Source organism: Niallia sp. Sow4_A1 (genome assembly GCF_052116745.1).
In the GTDB taxonomy this organism is placed as follows: domain Bacteria; phylum Bacillota; class Bacilli; order Bacillales; family Cytobacillaceae; genus Niallia; species Niallia hominis.
The window spans coordinates 82,189-100,939 of sequence record NZ_JBQKKM010000008.1 but is presented as its reverse complement, the minus strand read 5'-3'; the positions used below and the strand labels follow the sequence as shown (position 1 = coordinate 100,939).

Below are 18,751 nucleotides of genomic sequence, written 5' to 3'. Positions count from 1 at the left end.
GGAGGAAGGATTGTAGAAGTTGGGAAATAATCGTACAGGAAGCAAAACAATAGGATTTACAGTCTTATTTATCGGTTGTCTTACCGTTTTATATGTGACAACGATGTATAAATTAACCTGGATACTTCCTATTGTAAGCATATGGATTTCTATACAATTAGGCGTTTATTTAAAATCAGTCATGACACTTGACCAATTATTCCGAAAGGTTATGTATGCCTTGCTGCTCTCTACCTTTCTTAACCAGTCCGTCATTAGTGTAAATGTTGGTGCCTTTTCTCTTTTTTTGTACAGAATATTGCTATTATTGGCAATTATTATGTACGTGTGCACTGCTTTATACAATAAAAGGCTGACGGTGGACTTTAATCGTAGTGGTCTGTCCTATATATGGTTATTTTTTGGTGGGTGGTTACTTTATGGAATTTTATCTGTTCTTTGGTCCCTCTCGATTATGGCATCCATTAAATATCTGTCCTTATTGATGATGGGGATAGCATTCGTTTATTTAGCAAGTATGACATTTAAAACAAGACTGCAATTGAAGTTCTTTTTGGCGGGCTGGCTTGGAATGACTGTTGTATTAGTTGGAATAGGCTTTGTGAATTATTTTTTCGCAATTCAATTGCCAAGTTCAGGGCTGTATGGAGCTTCTGTTCATAAACTAACCTACCCTACAGCTGTTTTTTTTAACCAGAATGATTTTGCTGTTTATCTGGGAATTTCCTTTTTCTTTTTCTTAGCTGTAGCAAAAAATGCTAAAAGAACCATGCTGAAAGGATCAACATTTCTTCTAAGTGTAATGGTCCTTATGCTTCTATATTTAACGGAATCACGTGCTGCCATGCTTGCGGTAGTAGGAGGAGGGTTAGTCTATCTATTCTTATTGATACCGAAAAGGTGGAAAAAGTTAATGCTGCTAACTCTTTTTGGATTATTTGTATTAGGGAGTCTCTTGTTTGCAAACAGAGGGATTGCCAAAGTTCATTTACTTATGGACTCAGCAGGAGAATATGGATTCGATGAAGTGCTGCCATCAAACCTGGCAAGAATCAATCTTTTAAGGAACACCTTCTATTATTTACTAGATTCATATGGATTTGGTATCGGGGCGGGGAATATCCCTTATTATTTGGAGCATGAAAGCTACTTTCCAACTGGAAACGTCTATCAAGTGCATAATTGGTTTGCAGAAATTGCAGGGAATTTTGGTTTAGTTATTCTACTTGGTTATTTATTTATGTGGATCTATGCATTTATAGGGTTCTATCGAATCTATCAAAGAACTAACAGCAGTACAGATAAAATGCTGTTAGAAGCATCCATGATTGGAATGGTCTCTTTCCTCATTTCTAGTATTAGTCCAAGTTCAGTGATGAATTTATATTTCCATTGGGTGTTTCTAGGGTTTATTTTATCTACATTATCTGTTTATAAAAATAAAAAGCTAGAATCTTAACTTTCATAGCGGAAAGGGAGAGTTCGTTCGTGAAGTTCGGTTTATCACTTTTTACAGCCAGAGTGAAAAGATACATTTTGCCCTTATTATTATTAAGCCTCCTTCTCGGAGCAATTGGATGGTTTGCACCAGCAGGGAAAGAAATTACAGATGTAAAAGCAGAGGCAACGATTTTACTTGGAAATTATGAAAATGAGTATTTGAACAATAGTGAAGTAATCGCGTCCTTATTAAGAAATGAAACGACTTTTAAAGAATATTTACCAGATGTTGAGATTGATAGAGAGCAACTCCGTATTTCTACCGATGCACCGAAAAAAATAAGCTTTGCTTTGACTGCAATAAATGAACGAGAAGCATTGGATTCATTATCAGAATTAGTAACAGCTTTTTTAGAAATGGATCAGCGATATTACAAAGAAAAGGATGAAATTATCTCAGAAAGCATTAATCAGCTTCAGGAAAAGACCGTTTCAGAAGACTTGGTAGTAGATCAAGAGCGATTTTTATACGAGCTAAAAACGAAACAGTTAACACTTCAGCCAGCGATGCTAGTGAAGGATGTTATGGCAATTAAGGCAGATAACAGAGTAGTTTCTCAACAAGATCGGGCGCTTGTAGGAGCTATGATTGGAATCATGCTCAGTTGTTTATGGATAATCTATCCGGTGTTTATAAAATCTGAAACGGATTTAAAGAGGTGAATGTAGAATGGCTCCATCTGTATCCATTATTATGCCTTCATATAATTGTAAAGAATATATATCTTATAGCATCGAATCAGTCAGAGAACAAACTTACACGGATTGGGAACTATTAATTGTTGATGATCATTCAACGGACGGAACGGTCGATTTATTAAAGGAATGGGAAAAGGCAGATGGACGCATTCGTATTTTTTACCAGACGGTGAATGAAGGAGCTGCTGTTGCCAGAAACATAGCACTAGCTCATGCCCGTGGAAGATACATCGCTTTTTTAGACAGTGATGATAGATGGAAAAAAGACAAGCTTGAAGCACAGTTAGCTTATATGATGGATAACAAATATGCTTTTACCTTTACTGCCTATGAGTGGATTGATCAAAAAGGAGAGTATTTAAATAAATATATTCGTGCTCCTAAGCGAGTTGACTATCAAACGATGCTAAAAAATACAATTGTCGGTTGCCTTACTGTACTAATTGATCGTGACCAAGTGGGAGATTTCCGTATGCCTAATATCCGCACTCGGCAAGACTTGGCAACCTGGCTAATGATTTTAAAAAGAGGATTCCGTGCGTTTGGCTTAAATGAAATACTAGCAGAATACAGGGTGGGAAATGAATCTATCTCCAAAAACAAATGGAAGGCAGCAAAAAATAATTGGCATGTGTATCGCCAAATAGAGCAGTTGAATTTCTTGCAGTCGTCTTGGTATTTTTCTCATTATGCCTATAATGCTATCCGGAAAAGACTGTAAAAGGTAAGGAGATATTAAAATGAGAACAATCCATGTTATTGTGGCGACTGGTATTTGGAATCTAGATCATTTAACATACCGTAGACATCGATTTGCAGAGTTCCTACAAAAACAGCAGGATACAGAGGAAGTAATTTGGCTTTGTCCAGGGCAAAAGCAAATGCCGGAAGTAACGAAATTAGAAAATGGCATTTATCAATGGATAATTGGTGATTTGGGAAATCATAAAATACAACGATTCGCTCGATTTATTCCCTGTTTTTATCAAAAGAAACTTCGCAGCTTGAGCAACTATTTAGCAGAGAAGAAAGGGCGGTACTTGGTGAAATTATGGTATACTTACCCAGCATTGCCGACCCTCTATAAGATATATGATTGGGATCAGATCGTTTATGATTGTAGTGATCTATGGGCAGAACAGTTAAGTGGAAAATTTTCTATTCTTGCCTATTTAAAACAAAGAGTCATTTTGAAAAGTGAACAAAGAATTGTAGAGAAAGCGAGTTATATTACTTGTACTTCTAGTTTTTTAAAAGAGGAAATAATCAACCGAATGCCTGTCTATCACAACAAAATTTACACGTTTGAAAATGGTGTGGAATATGGGCTTTTTCAAAAACAGGCGAAAAATGTTCCTCTAATAGAGAAAGAGCAACTAACGATTGGGTATATTGGAGGAATCAAGCCAAAGCTTGATTTTAATCTTATTCAGCAAATAGCACAAAGAAGGAAGGATTGGCGGATATTATTGGTGGGGCCTGATGGCACTAATTCTAGCCAAGAATTTATGCAATTATTGGAGGAGTCAAATGTTCATTGGGCTGGAAGTGTACCGAGAGAGCAGGTTTCGGAATATATGCATACACTAGACATAGGGATAATGCCATATAAGGATACCCAATACAATAAAGCTATTTTTCCATTAAAGCTGTTTGAGTTTCTTGCTGCTGGAAAGCCAGTGATAGGGATGAACCTCCCCTCAACAAAGGAATATGTAGAAGAAGGTGTTTATGAACTTCTGCAGAGTGGGCTGGAAGTGGATACATTTATTCAAGCATGTGACAAGATGATGAACATAGCTAGAAATCAAGAGTGGGAAAAAAGAAGAAAGCAACTTGCTAAGACAAAAGATTGGGAGACGATTTTCCAAGAAATCATTCATATAAATAAAGATAGAGAGAGTCTGGGACAAAACAAAATAACTAATCTTTAAAGACGAACAATTTCTAATGTAGTCTTAAATAAAGCTACTTTCTCATGATGGTTATCTATGTTTTCAAATAAAATTATGCGTAAAAACTAAGTCGTTCCATTGCGTTACAGACGCACGATGCGCTGGGGAGGAAGCTGAGCCTCCTCGCATGCGCTGTGTGGGGTCTAAAGCGTCTCTATTTCCCGCAGGAGTCGAGCGTCCTCCGCTCCATTTCACTTCGTTTTTAAACTTTTTTCCAACTGATAAACACGAATTTTTATGTATATTAAGTATATAAAAGTTCGTGTTTATTTTTAGTTGAAATACTTATGTCCCAGCCTCTTCTTTGTGTTCTATTTTAAAATATTCAATTGATGTTATATCTTACTGTATAAATCCATTTCTTCCATTACATCCAGTAAGGTAATTTGTGTTAATTCCTTTTCCATTGATTTCTGGATAGTAGAAAAAGTCTTCTCTAGTGTAGGATAAATTTTACAGCCGATTGGACAATCGTGATTTGGGTGATCGTGTAGGGCAAACCATTCACTTTTTGATTGAACAGCTAAATAAATGTCCAAAAGAGAGATGTCAGCAGGAGATTTTAATAGAATAGCCCCTGAAATTCCTGCTCTACTCGTTAATATTCCACCTTTTTTCAAAAGACCACACATTCTTCTTATCACTACAGGGTTTGTATTAACACTTTCTGCAATAGAATCAGAGGTTATTTGTTCATAAGGTTTCGAGGCAATTAAAGATAGGATATGGATAGCAACAGATAGTCGACTGTTAGCCATATAGATAGACACCACCGATCAAATTTTTTGTCATTCATCAGGAATACGTTATAATTGTTGCGTTGTAAAAAAAGAATAGTGATTCTTTCAATAAGCGCTTACATTTCGTGGTTAACATTATTATACAATGGATTTTACTACCATATGCAGTTAAATTTCTGCTAAATTGTGAACAAATAGACACAAAAAATATGTTGATAAATAGAAAGAAAATGGTAAACCTGTTTTATAATAAAAACAGCTAAGAAATCGTAGAGAAAACAAGTTTTTAGATATTGTCATTAGTAAATGAGGTGTAGGAATTGTGAAAACAGTTTTAGTCGTTGGTGGTGGAATAACGGGGTTAACTGCCATGTATTATTTACAAAAACAAAACAGGAAAAGAAACTTAGGGCTCCGTTTAGTGCTAGTAGAATCAAATGAATATCTTGGTGGGAAAATTCATACCGTAAAAAAAGATGATTTTATTATGGAAACTGGAGCGGATTCTATTGTCGCGCGGAATAAAAATGTTCTCCCCTATGTAAAGGAACTGAACTTAGAAGAGGAACTTGTTTTTAATGCAACAGGAACATCCTATATTCATACTCAAAATAAGTTGTTAGAAATTCCTAAGGATTCTATATTCGGCATTCCGATGACGCTAGAAGCACTTTTTACAAGTGAGCTTCTATCTACGCGAGGGAAGATAGAGGCTTTAAAGGATCTTTTTCGAACAAATATATGCTTTACGAAAGAATCGTCTATTGGTGAGTTTTTAGAGTATTATCTCGGAAAAGAAATTGTGGAAAAACAGATTGCACCAGTTCTTGCAGGTGTATATTCAGGTAATATTTATTCGTTAACAATGGGATCTACCTTACCTTATCTATTGGATTATAAAGAAAAGTATGGGAGCATTATCCGTGGCCTTGGAAGGAATAAAGAAACATTTCAGTCTGCTGCGGATAAGAAATTTATCTCTTTTAAAAAAGGGTTATCTACTATTATTAATCGATTGGAAGAAGTACTAACAGATGTAACGATTTTAAAGGGAATTGCAGTTACTGGCATGAAAAAAATAGATGATCAATATGAAATTAAGTTATCAAATGGGGAACAGCAAATAGTGGATACTGTAGTGTTATCGACACCTCAAGATATAACGCAAAGAATTTTGAACAAGGAAGAGTTAAACACGATATTCGGCAAATTAAAGAATTCATCGAATATTACCTTGTATTTATCCTATGATATACCAGATGAAGAGCTGCCTAAAGACGGAACGGGATTTATTGTTGCAGAAGATAGTGATATTGTTTGTAATGCATGTACGTGGACAAGCAGAAAGTGGAAACATACATCAAAGAATAATCAGCTATTATTGCGGCTTTTTTATAAAAAAACGAATCCGGCCTTTGCACGATTGAATAGTCTGACAGAAGAAGAGCTGATAAAAGAGGCAAAAAAGGATATTGAGAAGAGTTTAGGAATTACCTCGAATCCAAAAAGCTATGAAGTGACAAAGTGGGATAATGCGATGCCGGTTTACTCTTTAGATCATAAGCAAGCGGTAGAAGCACTTACTCAAAACTTAGCTGACTTATATCCAAATGTGTATCTTGCAGGATGTTCATACTTCGGGGTAGGGATTGCTGCATGTATGGCAAATGGGGAAGAAATAGCGGTGAAATTATTAAATTCAATAGAATAGCCAAAAAAAGCAGAGCTGTTTCACGATGGAAAGGTTCTGTTTTTTTCTGTGTAACCTATAAATCTGGTGGTTATTATACTTTCATTAATAGCAAAATAGAGTTTTTTTTGTTCTTATCTAGTATCAACTTTTAACAAGAATTATAATAGAATGAAAGAATATAAAGAATTGAGGGCCCAAAATGAAAATGAGACAGATGATCACGGTACTACAGGAGTAAATTTAATGGATCATACAGTAATGATATATATTGTTTTCATAACAATGTCTGGTGCATTGCATGTCATATTAGGAATTATTGCCTATATGAATAGACATGCGTTTGAGGGAATGAGGACCTTTTTATGGTTTTCATGTTTTATAGCTATTTATGCATTTGGATATGCATTAAGTCTTGCGAGTACAACGATAGAAGGAATGAAGTTTTGGACAGCCATTCAGTATTTAGGGATGCCGTTTTCAGCACCTGCTACCTTAATTCTTGTTTTGCAGTATATTGGCTATGATCGACATTTGAATAAAAAGACGTATTTTTTCTATTATTTAATACCGGCGATATCCTTTTTACTACTTGCGACAAATGATTTTCACCATTTATTCTACCAATCTGTCTATTTAGAATATCGCAATGCAACTCCTATTATGCAAATCACAATAGGGCAATGGTATTTAATACATGGAGCATACACATTCGGTACGCTTGCGATTGCTTTTGTATTACTAGCAATCTATTGGTTTAGAAAGAAATCTAGACAAACGAAACAAGTGATCATTCTGTTAATAGGAGTCTTTGTTCCGATTGCTGCTGCTTTTTCGTATTTAATAGGAATTACTCCTGGTGGTCTTGATCCTGTTCCAGTTGCCATGCTATTTTCTAGTTCTCTTTATTTATACTCCATCATATCCACAAAGTTTTTATTGGTTCCGCCCATCGAAAAGGATTATATATTTGAAAGCATGGGAGATGCTGTTCTTGTATTAGATCAAACCTATCACATTAAAGATTTTAATAAGGCAGCCTTTCCTATATTTTCACATGTAAAAATAGGGGAGCATATAGCAGCTGTATTAGGAGTGGATAATCAAATCCTTCCCTTATTGAAAAATGTCCATACAGAATCAATAATACTGGAAGTAGAGATGAGTAATAATTCTATAAAAGAATATTATCAAGCAAAGATATCCCCAATAAAAAGAGGGGAGTCGACGATTGTTGGCACTACTATTATTTTTACTAATATTACCGAGCAAAAAATGGAACAGATGAATTTAACGAAACTGGCATACACGGATGGATTAACGCAAATATATAATCGGGCGTATGTTCTATCTATAGCTGAAAAGATGTTTGCCTCACATGAAAAGATGGCTGTTGTTTTGTTTGATATTGACCATTTTAAGAAAATAAATGATACATATGGTCATTTTGGAGGAGATGAAGGGCTGAAGCATGTTGCATCTTTAAGTAGAAATGTTATACCAGAAAGTGGCGTATTCGGCAGATACGGTGGAGAAGAGTTTATTCTCTTTTTATTTGGGAAAGAAGCAGAAGCAGCCAGTACCATTTCTAGTAAGTTGAGAAGATTAATTGCAGAAACTCCCTTCCATTATGATGATATAGTGATTAATATTACTGCAAGCTTTGGTGTTGCGTTAAAGGAAAATTGTACAGCACTTCCCCTTTTGATTAAGGAAGCAGATGAAGCACTATATGCTTCCAAAAAAGAAGGGAGAAATACTGTTTGTGTCGCAATGGATGGAGAATATATTAAATTATCTTCTGAGATAATTGCAGGAAAATACGGATAATAGAAGGTTTAGGGCACATATTTCTACTTGTAGGACGTGTGTTTAATATAAAATTACTACTTATGTCATCTTTTCTTACGTTATTTGTTAAAATATTTAGAAAATACTTAAAAATATATTGCGTAAAAAAGGGTGGTGTATTACAATTTTTTATATAATCTAAATCTATCTTTTATAGTCAGAAAAGATTCTAACTATTTTGTGAAATGATAGGAAGAAAAGTATGTTAGTAGTCTTTTGCCAATCAAGGCAACCGCGCTTTTCTTAAGACATATGCATTGCTTCGAATGTTTATGATTTTCTCATAGATATCTCATGCAATATCCAGATGTTTGTAGGAGGAGTATCACATGTATCATGCTAATACCGTTTATATTATTGGAGAAAGTAAAACATCCTCTAATAATGCAATTATGCAGCAATACAATGGTTTTTTTATCGCATTGGTTGTGGATAGAGTTTCGCATACAATTGTGGATGCTGAATGTTCTTCAACTATTAATATTACCTCTTCCTTTATTAAGTCTATCGTTGTTGGAAAATCGATGTTAGATACAGACACTGTCTTAAAGGAAGTAGAAAGTCGTTATTTTGGATCTTCTCAAAAGGCAGTTATGGTTGCTTTTAAGAATGCCCATATTAAATATAAACAACTATTAAAAGAATTGGTATAAAACTGCTTTTTCTGTTATACGCAGAGGAAATCCAGTTGATAGAGACTTTATTTCTCTATTGGCTGGATTTTTTATTTTGTACGAATAAAGAGGGCTAATAAGAAAATAGGGGAGGTTTTTCTATTGGGGAAAATTTATATGTCTGTTGATATGGAAGGAATAACAGGATTAATTGATCACACACAGGTTGATTCAACTAAGTTAAATTACGAAAGAAGCCGGATTCTAATGACGGATGAGGCGAACTATGTTGTAACAAGCTTGTTTGACCAGGGCGTAGAAGAAGTAGTTGTGAATGATAGTCATAGTAAAATGAATAATTTATTGGTAGAAAGATTTCATCCGAAAACAAAGATAATAACAGGAGATGTCAAGCCGTACTCAATGGTACAGGGCCTTGATGCTACATATGATGGGGCAATCTTTGTTGGCTATCATGCACGAGCTTCCGTTCCTGGTGTTATGACACATAGCATGATCTTTGGAGTTCGTAATATGTACATAGATGATGTGGTAGTTGGCGAATTAGGGTTTAATGCCTATGTCGCAGGGTATTATGGAGTCCCCATTCTTCTTGTTGCAGGGGATGATCAAGCTGCAAAAGAAGCAGAGAAGCTTATTCCCAATGTAACAACAGCAATTGTGAAAAATAGTATTTCAAGATCAGCAGCTTTGAGCTTAACACCGGCTCAGGCAGGAGAATTATTGAAGGAAAAGACAAAGGAAGCACTAGAAAGAAAACATTTAATAAAGCCGCTAGTACCACCAACAAGTCCTTTACTCCGAATTGAGTTTGCTAATTATGGACAAGCAGAATGGGCCCATCTAATGCCAGGAACCGAAATAGAACCAGGTACTACAATAGTTCGGTTTCAAGCAAAAAGCATTTTAGAAGCTTATCAAGCCATGCTAGTTATGACTGAACTTGCGATGAGAACAACATTTTGTTAGGTGGTGAGGAGTGATGAAATCTTATTATATAAAGCGGTTTGTCTCGATGCTCGTAACTCTATGGGTTATTATTACGATTACTTTCTTCTTAATGCATTTCACACCAGGTTCTCCATTTAATGATGAAAGAACGACAAATGAGGCTATTCAGAAAAACTTAGAGGAGCAATATCATCTAGATAAACCTCTAATTGTCCAATATGGAATGTATTTAAAACAAATCGCTACCTTTGATTTTGGCATTTCGATAAAAAAATCATCTCAAACAGTGAATGAAATGATTGGAAGAGGATTTCCTGTTTCCTTTGAGCTCGGTATGGTTGCCTTAGTAGTTGCTGTCATTTCGGGGATAACACTTGGGGTAATTGCTTCCCTTAAACATAACGGGGTCATTGACTATATAGCGATGACAATAGCAGTAATAGGCATATCCATTCCTAACTTTGTTTTAGCAACCATGCTTATTCAACAGTTTGCTGTAAATTGGAAGATACTCCCGACAGCAACTTGGTCAAGCTGGAAGCATATGATTTTACCGACGATTGCACTTGCGACAAGTCCAACTGCCATTATTGCGCGATTAACAAGAACAAGCATGCTAGAGGTGTTAACACAGGATTATATAAAAACGGCAAAGGCGAAGGGGCTATCTCCATTCAAAATCATTGTAAAACACGCACTGCGCAATGCTCTTTTGCCAGTTGTGACATTATTAGGTGCTTTAGCAGCTAGTATTTTAACAGGAACATTCGTGATTGAAAAAATATTTGCGATACCTGGTATGGGAAAATACTTTGTAGATAGTATCAATAACCGTGATTACCCTGTCATTATGGGAACTACTATTTTTTACAGTACCATTTTGATTATCATGCTATTCCTCGTTGATTTAGCATATGGCATATTGGATCCTCGAATAAAACTTCAGAAGAAGGAGGGATAGCAATGGGTTTACCTCAGGAAACATTGTACGAAGAGAAGGAAGATATTGCTCTTGACGAATGGTTTGTGCCAATAGAGAAAAAGAAAGGAGAAGCAGAAGCGGTTGTTCGACCAAGTCTATCCTATTGGCAGGAAGCATGGCGAAATCTTGGGAAGAATAAATTAGCGTTGGGAGCATTAATTTTCTTAATTCTACTAATTATCATGGCTATTATAGGACCGATTCTTTCTCCCCATTCGATCTCAGAGCAAAAACTAATTAATCAAAATCAGCCACCATCTTCTGAATATTGGTTTGGGACAGATAGTTTAGGCAGAGATGTGTTTTCTAGAACTTGGTATGGAGCAAGAATATCGATATTTGTTGGGATTGCTGCTGCTGTCATTGATTTTTTGATAGGGGTAGCTTATGGAGGTCTATCGGGGTACAAGGGTGGCAGGGTAGATCATATCTTGATGAGAATAGTAGAAGTATTATATGGACTACCTTATCTATTAATTGTTATTTTAATGTCTGTAGTGATGGGGCCAGGATTAGGTTCCATTATTATCGCACTATCTATTACAGGATGGGTTGGGATGGCGCGTATCGTAAGAGGGCAAGTTCTGCAAATAAAAAACTATGAGTTTATCTTAGCATCGAAAACGTTTGGAGCAAAAACTTACAGAATAATTAGAAAAAACTTACTTCCCAATACTATGGGGCCAATTATTGTTCAGATGACTTTAACCGTTCCTTCCGCGATATTTGCGGAAGCATTCTTAAGCTTTTTAGGGCTTGGTATTCAAGCTCCTTTAACAAGTTGGGGGGTAATGGCAGATGAAGGACTATCTGCTATTTTAACAGGTCATTGGTGGAGACTATTTTTCCCAACATTATTTATTTCACTTACGATGTTTGCTTTTAATGTGTTGGGTGATGGACTCCAGGATGCATTAGATCCAAAGTTAAGGGGTGGGAAATAATGGGGAGTCTGTTAGAAGTTAATAATTTACATGTTTCTTTCGCTTCATATGGAGGAGAGGTACAAGCTGTCAGAGGAGTGAATTTTTCATTAAAAAAAGGGGAAACATTAGCAATTGTCGGCGAATCTGGTTGTGGAAAAAGTGTAACTTCCCAAACGATTATGCGATTAATCCCCAGTCCGCCGGGAAAAATCAAGGATGGTTCTATTTTATATAAAGGGAAAGATTTAACAAAGTTGAGAGAGGAAGAAATGAGAGGAATTCGAGGTTCTTCTATCTCCATGATCTTTCAAGATCCAATGACTGCCTTAAATCCTACGTTAACAATTGGTGATCAGATTATGGAAGGGATTAAGCAGCATAAGCAAATCTCAAAAGTGGAAGCAAAGAGTAAAGCTATTGAAATGCTTGAATTAGTTGGAATCCCTAATCCAGAAATGCGATTAAAACAATATCCCCATCAATTTAGTGGAGGGATGAGACAGAGAATTGTTATCGCGATGGCATTGATTTGCGAGCCAGAGATTTTGATTGCAGATGAGCCGACAACTGCTTTAGATGTAACCATTCAAGCGCAGATTTTGGACCTATTTAGAGAGATTCAGCAAAAAAGAGATGTATCGATCATTTTAATTACACATGATTTAGGCGTAGTTGCACAAGTAGCTGACCGTGTGGCAGTTATGTATGCTGGAAAAATAGTGGAGATGGGTAATAGACGAGACATTTTCTATTCTCCCCAGCATCCTTATACAAGAGGTCTATTAAACTCTGTACCTAGATTGGACCAAGAAGGAGAACTAGTACCGATAGACGGAACACCACCAGACTTATTTTCACCGCCAGAAGGATGTTCTTTTACTGCTAGATGCCCCTATGCTATGGAAGTTTGCAAGCGGGTGTATCCATTAGAAAGTAATTTGAACAATCACCATCAAATCAACTGCTGGCTCCAGGATGAGCGAGCAAAACGCATATTGCACACAATCTAATGATGTAAAAAGAAACTGTTTTTTAGCAGTGTAAGTTTATGCTATTTTTTGACTTTAAGGAAAAGTCATTTTATAGATTGCTAGATGAAAACGATGTGGGGGGAATACGATGAAAAAGATATGGATAAGTTTTTTGGCTATGGTTGTAATTTTTTCTCTTGCTGCATGTACAGCAAATAGTGATGCAGGGAAGGAAGAGTCATCTGGGGAGACGAAAGAAAAGATATTATATTTAAATAATGGACAAGAGCCTAGTTCTTTCGATCCGCCGATTGGTTTTGATAGTGTTTCCTGGACAGCTTTAAATAATTTAATGGAGGGCTTAACCCGATTGGATAACAACCATGAGCCTCAAGCTGCCATTGCTGAAAATTGGGATGTATCAGAAGATGGGAAAGTATATACTTTCCACTTAAGGGAGAATGCAAATTGGTCTAATGGAGATCCGGTTACTGCTGGGGATTTTGAATTTGCATGGAAGCGATTGTTAAATCCAGATACGAAATCGCCAGCTGCCTTTCTTGGTTATTTCATTGAGGGAGGAGAAGCATATGCAAACGGAGAGGGCTCAGCGGATGATGTAAAAGTTAAAGCGATTGATGAAAAGACGTTTGAGGTTATGTTAACAAGCCCACAGGCCTATTTCTTAAATGTCATCACCAATCCTGCCTTTTTCCCGATTAATGAAAAGGTAGCAACGGAGAATCCAGAATGGTTTTCAGAGGCAGATTCATTTGTAGGAAATGGTCCGTTTAAATTAACAAGATGGGAGCATGACAGCTATTTTGAAATGGAGAAAAACGAAACGTATTGGGATGCTGATACGGTTAAACTTAATAAAATACATTGGGCAATGGTAGATGATTCTAATACTGAATATCAAATGTTCCAAAATGGAGAATTGGATACTTCTGATGTTCCAGCAGAATTAAGTGAGCAATTATTTAATGAAGGAAAAGTAAAAGTAGAAGACCAGGCAGGAACATACTTCTATCGATTTAATGTAACAAAAGAACCTTTCACAAATAAAAATATCCGTAAAGCCTTTGCTTTAGCAGTTGATCAACAGCAAATTGTCGATTATGTAACAAAAAATCAGGAGAAACCTGCATATGGTTTTGTTTCTTATGGATACTTGGACAATAACGGAAATGATTTTCGTGAAACGAGTGGAGATTTAATAAAAACAGATGTAGAAGAAGCAAAGAAATTACTTGAACAAGGAATGAAGGAAGAAGGCTATAAAACATTACCAGAAGTGACGCTCACCTATAGCACAAATGATACACATAAGGCAATAGCGGAAGCTCTACAAGCAATGTTTAAGGATAATCTTGGGGTAGATGTAAAGCTTGCAAATATGGAATCAAGTGTCTTTACTCAAGAACAAACAGCATTGAAGCTGCAATTATCCAGAAGTTCCTTCCTAGCAGACTATGGTGATCCAATTAACTTTTTGGAAAACTTCCAAACAGGTTTAGCAATGAATAGAACGGGTTGGTCAAATGCTGAATATGATCAATTAATTAAAGATGCTAAGAGTGAATCTGATGAAGCAACACGTTATGAATTAATGTATAAAGCAGAAAAGTTATTGCTTGATGAGGCACCAATTTTCCCAATTCATTTCTATAACTATGTGTATTTACAAAATGATAGTGTGACGGGAATTGTTCGTCATCCAGTTGGATATCTTGAGTTAAAATGGGCAGATAAAAAATAAATGGAGGGGAGAAGGGATGAACGGAAGGCATCCCTTTTTTCCTTAAAGCATTCAAAAAACGAAACGAGAAAGGGATTAAAAAAGTGATAAAGCCGGAACGTTTAAAAAAAGGAGATACTGTTGCAGTAATCGCCCCAGCAAGTCCGCCATCGCCCAACTTTTTAAGGGAAGGTATTAGCTATCTGGAAGAGGAATTAGGTTTAAAAGTTAAAGTTGGACAACATGTTTACGACCATTACGGTTATTTAGCAGGAGAAGATGAATTTAGATTAATAGATTTAGAAAATGCATTTTTAGATAAAGAAGTAAAAGGAATTTTCTGTGCATGTGGAGGATATGGAACAGCAAGGTTGGCAAGTAAGATTAACTATTCAATAATTTCTCAAAATCCAAAAATATTTTGGGGTTATAGTGATATAACTTTTTTGCATACAGCTATCTCTAATAGCACTGGATTGGTTACTTTTCATGGTCCAATGCTTTCTTCTGATATTGGGAAGGAAGACTGTCATCCTTTATCGAAAGACCTATTCCAACAATTATTTGAACCAAAGGAAATGCTATATACCGAAGAATACTCACCGCTAGAGGTTTTAGTGGAAGGGAAGGCATCTGGAAGGATAACAGGAGGAAATCTTTCCCTTATCACAAGTTCAATTGGTACTCCTTTTGAAATAAATACAAAATCGAATATCTTATTGATAGAAGATATAAATGAAGAACCGCGCTCTGTAGATCGGATGCTTAATCAATTACTGCAAGCTGGGAAGCTAACCGATGCTGCCGGAATCGTTATCGGTGACTTCCATCAATGTCATTCTAAAAGAGATAAATCACTTGCATTAGAAGAAGTGATGGATCACTACATTCAAAAAGCTGGGAAACCAGCGATGAAGGGATTTAAAATAGGACATTGCTCTCCTCAAGTGTCAATCCCGCTAGGTGTGAATGCGGAAATAAACACGAATGAGAAAGTATTAATGATTGATAGTGGGGTGGAATAACGATAGAAGGAGATTGAAAGTTTTAGAACGAGTCAATAATTAATTAACACCATAAAACTAGAATTTTTTTAATAAGGATGGTACATAGTGAAGATAACAAGAATTGAAACATTCCGTGTCGCAGTTCCGTTAATCAAGCCTTTTAAGACTGCATTACGAACCGTAACTATTGCAGATTCTGTATATGTAAAAATTACATGTGAAAACGGAATTGTTGGTTGGGGAGAAGCACCACCGACTTTAGTGATAACTGGAGACAGCCTGAAAAGCATTGAAGCGTCTATTCATGAAGTGTTCAAACCATATTTATTGAGTAAAAGTGTTTTGCAACTCGAATTATTACTTCAAGGAATCCATCAAATACTTGTAGGAAATGTAAGTGCAAAAGCAGCAATTGATATGGCGCTTTATGATTGTTTTTCTCAATATTGTAAACTGCCGCTTTATCAATTATTAGGTGGATATAATAATACATTGGAAACAGATTATACAGTAAGTGTTAATGATCCGATTGAAATGGGAGAAGACGCAGCAAGCTATGTTAAGCAAGGGTTTACTGTATTAAAGATTAAAGTTGGAAAAGATGAAATTCAAACGGATATTAATAGAATGATAGAAATTAGACGAAGAGTAGGGAAGGAAATTAAATTAAGATTGGATGCTAATCAAGGCTGGAGCCCGAAAGAAGCAGTAACAGCAATACGAAAAATGGAGGATTTAGGACTAAACATCGAATTAGTTGAGCAGCCGGTTAAAGCAGCGGATATACAAGGACTGAAGAAAGTAACCGATTCAGTAGATACTTTAATTATGGCTGATGAAGCTGTATTTACTCCGAATCAAGCCTTTGAGGTGCTAAAAACACGTAGTGCTGATTTGATTAATATTAAATTAATGAAATCGGGAGGGATCTACCGAGCTCAGATTATTAACCATCTGGCTGAAGTCTCTGGAGTAGAATGTATGGTCGGAAGTATGATTGAAACGAAATTAGGAATTACGGCAGCTGCACATTTTGCAGCAAGTAAAAAGAATATAACTCGTTATGATTTTGATGCACCACTGATGTTGGCTGAGGATATAGTGGGTGGAGGTATTCAATATAACGGAAGAAGCATCACTCTATCTGATCAATTTGGCTTAGGAATAAATCATATTCTTGGACAAGAAAAGGAGAATGTGGGATGAGTAAATATGATGTGAAAATAGTGGATGTTCCTGTTGCTACCCTTTGGACAAGTGAAGACTCGGCAAGGGAAATTGATTGTATGGCAATTGATAATCCATGTGATATGAAGAACTGGATAGATAGCCTTGATTATGAAAAAGGACTGGAGCTTTGTACCGGGAACTTAGTACAATCACAAGTATTGTATGGCCAAGAGGTATATGTCTTGGCAGAAAAAGAGGACTGGATGTTTGTTGCATTGCCCAATCAAGCGACTAAAAAAAATCAGCTAGGTTATCCGGGGTGGATACCGAAAAAACAATTAGTAGAAAAAGGGATTTACTCTTTACAAAGTGGACCGATTGCAGTTATTGAAGCATCTACAACAGATTTATGTGATGTCAATAAAGATGCTGTATTGCAATTAGCCTTCCAAACGAGGCTTCCACTAAAAAATCAAGAAGGGGAATGGGTACAAGTGACTACACCTACTGGAGAAGGGTGGATTAAAGCGGAGGATGTATCCAGTTATTCCTCCTCTCAAGATGTCCGTAAAGGAACGGGGAAGGATATAGTAAAGCAAGGAGAACGATTTTTGGGTCTTGATTATTTATGGGGTGGCATGAGTTCTTATGGTTATGATTGCTCAGGTTTCAGTTACTCCATGTGTTTAGCAAATGGTTATGTGATACCAAGAGATGCAAGTGAGCAGGCAGAGGCAGGGAAAAATGTTCCTTTAGATGAAATAGAGCCAGGAGATTTATTATTTTTTGCTTACGAGGAAGGGAAAGGAAAGATTCACCATGTAGGTATCTATTATGGAGAAAATAAATTGCTTCATTCTCCTAAGACAGGAAAAACAATCGAAATTATTCCTTTAAAAAATACAAACTATGAAAAAGAATTATGTATAGCAAGAAGATATTGGGAATAAGGAGAGAATGATATGGCACAGCAAGTTCTATTGAAGGTAGATAATCTATCAAAATATTTTGAATTAGAAAAAAATACGACATTACAAGCTGTATCAAATGTCTCCTTTCAAATTAAAAAAGGAGAAACATTTGGCATTGTTGGTGAATCAGGCTGTGGAAAATCGACATTGGGTAGGACGATTATTGGACTGTATAAAGCTTCAAATGGACAGATTCTGTATAATGATACCAATATGGAGAACATTTCTGAAAAGGATACTTTTTCGTTTCGTCGCAAAATGCAAATGATTTTTCAGGACCCTTATGCTTCGTTAAATCCTCGTTCTACTGTGCGAGAGATTTTGGCAGAACCTTTGGAAATTCATGGAGTGTATCATACAAAGGAAGAAAAAAATGCAAGGATAGATGAGTTATTGGAAAGTGTTGGTCTAAATAGAGAACATGGTAATCGATTTCCACATGAATTTAGTGGGGGGCAAAGACAAAGAATTGGCATAGCAAGAGCTTTGGCGTTAGAGCCTGAATTTATTATTGCTGACGAGCCGATTTCTGCATTAGATGTTTCTGTTCAAGCTCAAGTAGTAAATCTATTAAAACGATTACAAAGAGAAAAACAATTAACCTATCTATTTATAGCCCATGATTTATCGATGGTAAAGCAAATTAGTGATCGAATTGGCGTCATGTATTTAGGGAATTTAGTAGAATTAACAGATAGTAAAGAGTTGTATTCGAATCCACTTCATCCATATACACAGGCGCTCCTTTCTGCTATTCCGATTCCAGATCCTGATATAGAAGACAAAAGGGAACGAATCATCTTAAAAGGGGAGATACCAAGTCCGGTAAACCCACCAAGTGGTTGTGTTTTTCGAACGCGCTGTCCTCATGCAATGGATATTTGTGCCAATGATAAGCCAACTTGGCAGCAACGAGAAAATGGTCATTTTGTAGCATGTCATCTTTATTAGGAGATAGCAGA

At 36.2% G+C, this 18,751-nt stretch carries 17 protein-coding genes; 16 read left to right on the top strand and 1 reads right to left on the bottom strand.

The features are described 5' to 3' along the window. The first annotated feature begins 19 nt into the window (after positions 1 to 19). Genes ACTQ5K_RS06735 through tuaH form a run of 4 tightly spaced genes read left to right on the top strand, consistent with a single transcriptional unit; the run spans position 20 to position 4,133 of the window. Complete coding sequence (locus tag ACTQ5K_RS06735; protein ID WP_441993793.1) at positions 20 to 1,459, top strand: O-antigen ligase family protein; 1,440 nt, start codon at positions 20 to 22, stop codon at positions 1,457 to 1,459. A 29-nt stretch (positions 1,460 to 1,488) separates the two neighbouring features. Beyond that, the gene (locus tag ACTQ5K_RS06730) at positions 1,489 to 2,163 is read left to right on the top strand and encodes a hypothetical protein (protein ID WP_441993792.1); all 675 of its coding nucleotides are present in this window, start codon (positions 1,489 to 1,491) and stop codon (positions 2,161 to 2,163) included. A gap of 7 nt (positions 2,164 to 2,170) precedes the next feature. Beyond that, the gene (gene tuaG, locus ACTQ5K_RS06725; RefSeq protein WP_441993791.1) at positions 2,171 to 2,920 is read left to right on the top strand and encodes a teichuronic acid biosynthesis protein TuaG; all 750 of its coding nucleotides are present in this window, start codon (positions 2,171 to 2,173) and stop codon (positions 2,918 to 2,920) included. Positions 2,921 to 2,939: 19 nt separating this feature from the next. Continuing rightward, positions 2,940 to 4,133 (top strand): teichuronic acid biosynthesis protein TuaH, encoded by a 1,194-nt coding sequence (tuaH, locus tag ACTQ5K_RS06720; protein WP_235248454.1) that lies wholly within the window; start codon positions 2,940 to 2,942, stop codon positions 4,131 to 4,133. Positions 4,134 to 4,489: 356 nt separating this feature from the next. On the opposite strand, the gene ACTQ5K_RS06715 is transcribed toward tuaH, so the two are convergent. Beyond that, entirely contained in the window at positions 4,490 to 4,912 is a 423-nt protein-coding gene (locus ACTQ5K_RS06715; protein ID WP_235248452.1) for an Rrf2 family transcriptional regulator, read from the bottom strand. Between the two features lie 304 nt (positions 4,913 to 5,216). Between ACTQ5K_RS06715 and ACTQ5K_RS06710 the strand changes: the two genes are divergently transcribed. The 12 genes from ACTQ5K_RS06710 to ACTQ5K_RS06655 all read left to right on the top strand — a co-directional run bounded on the left by ACTQ5K_RS06710 (position 5,217) and on the right by ACTQ5K_RS06655 (position 18,740). After that, entirely contained in the window at positions 5,217 to 6,605 is a 1,389-nt protein-coding gene (locus ACTQ5K_RS06710; RefSeq protein ID WP_251627864.1) for a protoporphyrinogen oxidase, read from the top strand. A 150-nt stretch (positions 6,606 to 6,755) separates the two neighbouring features. Further along, the gene (locus ACTQ5K_RS06705) at positions 6,756 to 8,414 is read left to right on the top strand and encodes a histidine kinase N-terminal 7TM domain-containing diguanylate cyclase (protein ID WP_251627863.1); all 1,659 of its coding nucleotides are present in this window, start codon (positions 6,756 to 6,758) and stop codon (positions 8,412 to 8,414) included. A gap of 350 nt (positions 8,415 to 8,764) precedes the next feature. Continuing rightward, complete coding sequence (locus ACTQ5K_RS06700; RefSeq protein ID WP_031535002.1) at positions 8,765 to 9,088, top strand: DUF3870 domain-containing protein; 324 nt, start codon at positions 8,765 to 8,767, stop codon at positions 9,086 to 9,088. A 138-nt stretch (positions 9,089 to 9,226) separates the two neighbouring features. After that, positions 9,227 to 10,039, top strand: coding sequence for a M55 family metallopeptidase (locus tag ACTQ5K_RS06695; RefSeq protein WP_031535000.1), 813 nt, complete (start codon positions 9,227 to 9,229; stop codon positions 10,037 to 10,039). A gap of 13 nt (positions 10,040 to 10,052) precedes the next feature. Further along, positions 10,053 to 10,982 carry an ABC transporter permease gene (locus tag ACTQ5K_RS06690; protein ID WP_031534998.1) on the top strand — a complete coding sequence of 310 codons (930 nt, stop codon included), beginning with the start codon at positions 10,053 to 10,055 and terminating at the stop codon, positions 10,980 to 10,982. 2 nt (positions 10,983 to 10,984) lie between these two features. Next, entirely contained in the window at positions 10,985 to 11,947 is a 963-nt protein-coding gene (locus ACTQ5K_RS06685) for an ABC transporter permease (RefSeq protein ID WP_031534996.1), read from the top strand. After that, positions 11,947 to 12,939: an ABC transporter ATP-binding protein gene (locus ACTQ5K_RS06680; RefSeq protein ID WP_109767892.1), complete on the top strand. Its 993-nt coding sequence runs from the start codon at positions 11,947 to 11,949 to the stop codon at positions 12,937 to 12,939. Before ACTQ5K_RS06685 ends, ACTQ5K_RS06680 begins: the two co-directional genes overlap by 1 nt. A 109-nt stretch (positions 12,940 to 13,048) precedes the next feature. After that, entirely contained in the window at positions 13,049 to 14,662 is a 1,614-nt protein-coding gene (locus ACTQ5K_RS06675) for a peptide ABC transporter substrate-binding protein (RefSeq protein WP_251627861.1), read from the top strand. A 74-nt stretch (positions 14,663 to 14,736) separates the two neighbouring features. Further along, on the top strand, positions 14,737 to 15,666 hold the full coding sequence (locus tag ACTQ5K_RS06670) for an LD-carboxypeptidase (RefSeq protein WP_396953870.1): 930 nt from the start codon (positions 14,737 to 14,739) through the stop codon (positions 15,664 to 15,666). 87 nt (positions 15,667 to 15,753) lie between these two features. Continuing rightward, positions 15,754 to 16,854: a mandelate racemase/muconate lactonizing enzyme family protein gene (locus ACTQ5K_RS06665; protein WP_109767894.1), complete on the top strand. Its 1,101-nt coding sequence runs from the start codon at positions 15,754 to 15,756 to the stop codon at positions 16,852 to 16,854. Beyond that, complete coding sequence (locus ACTQ5K_RS06660; RefSeq protein ID WP_109767895.1) at positions 16,851 to 17,768, top strand: C40 family peptidase; 918 nt, start codon at positions 16,851 to 16,853, stop codon at positions 17,766 to 17,768. The genes ACTQ5K_RS06665 and ACTQ5K_RS06660 overlap by 4 nt, the downstream gene beginning before the upstream one ends. 12 nt (positions 17,769 to 17,780) lie before the next feature. Continuing rightward, positions 17,781 to 18,740, top strand: coding sequence for an ABC transporter ATP-binding protein (locus tag ACTQ5K_RS06655; protein ID WP_031534985.1), 960 nt, complete (start codon positions 17,781 to 17,783; stop codon positions 18,738 to 18,740). Positions 18,741 to 18,751: the final 11 nt, after the last annotated feature.

Bases quoted from the DNA above. Each gene is read 5' to 3' on its own strand.
- tuaH (WP_235248454.1), top strand. From the start codon at position 2,940: ATGAGAACAATCCATGTTATTGTGGCGACTGGTATTTGGAATCTAGAT.
- ACTQ5K_RS06660 (WP_109767895.1), top strand. From the start codon at position 16,851: ATGAGTAAATATGATGTGAAAATAGTGGATGTTCCTGTTGCTACCCTT.
- tuaG (WP_441993791.1), top strand. From the start codon at position 2,171: ATGGCTCCATCTGTATCCATTATTATGCCTTCATATAATTGTAAAGAA.
- ACTQ5K_RS06685 (WP_031534996.1), top strand. From the start codon at position 10,985: ATGGGTTTACCTCAGGAAACATTGTACGAAGAGAAGGAAGATATTGCT.
- ACTQ5K_RS06675 (WP_251627861.1), top strand. From the start codon at position 13,049: ATGAAAAAGATATGGATAAGTTTTTTGGCTATGGTTGTAATTTTTTCT.
- ACTQ5K_RS06680 (WP_109767892.1), top strand. From the start codon at position 11,947: ATGGGGAGTCTGTTAGAAGTTAATAATTTACATGTTTCTTTCGCTTCA.
- ACTQ5K_RS06655 (WP_031534985.1), top strand. From the start codon at position 17,781: ATGGCACAGCAAGTTCTATTGAAGGTAGATAATCTATCAAAATATTTT.
- ACTQ5K_RS06700 (WP_031535002.1), top strand. From the start codon at position 8,765: ATGTATCATGCTAATACCGTTTATATTATTGGAGAAAGTAAAACATCC.
- ACTQ5K_RS06705 (WP_251627863.1), top strand. From the start codon at position 6,756: ATGAAAGAATATAAAGAATTGAGGGCCCAAAATGAAAATGAGACAGAT.
- ACTQ5K_RS06715 (WP_235248452.1), bottom strand. From the start codon at position 4,912: ATGGCTAACAGTCGACTATCTGTTGCTATCCATATCCTATCTTTAATT.
- ACTQ5K_RS06690 (WP_031534998.1), top strand. From the start codon at position 10,053: ATGAAATCTTATTATATAAAGCGGTTTGTCTCGATGCTCGTAACTCTA.
- ACTQ5K_RS06695 (WP_031535000.1), top strand. From the start codon at position 9,227: ATGTCTGTTGATATGGAAGGAATAACAGGATTAATTGATCACACACAG.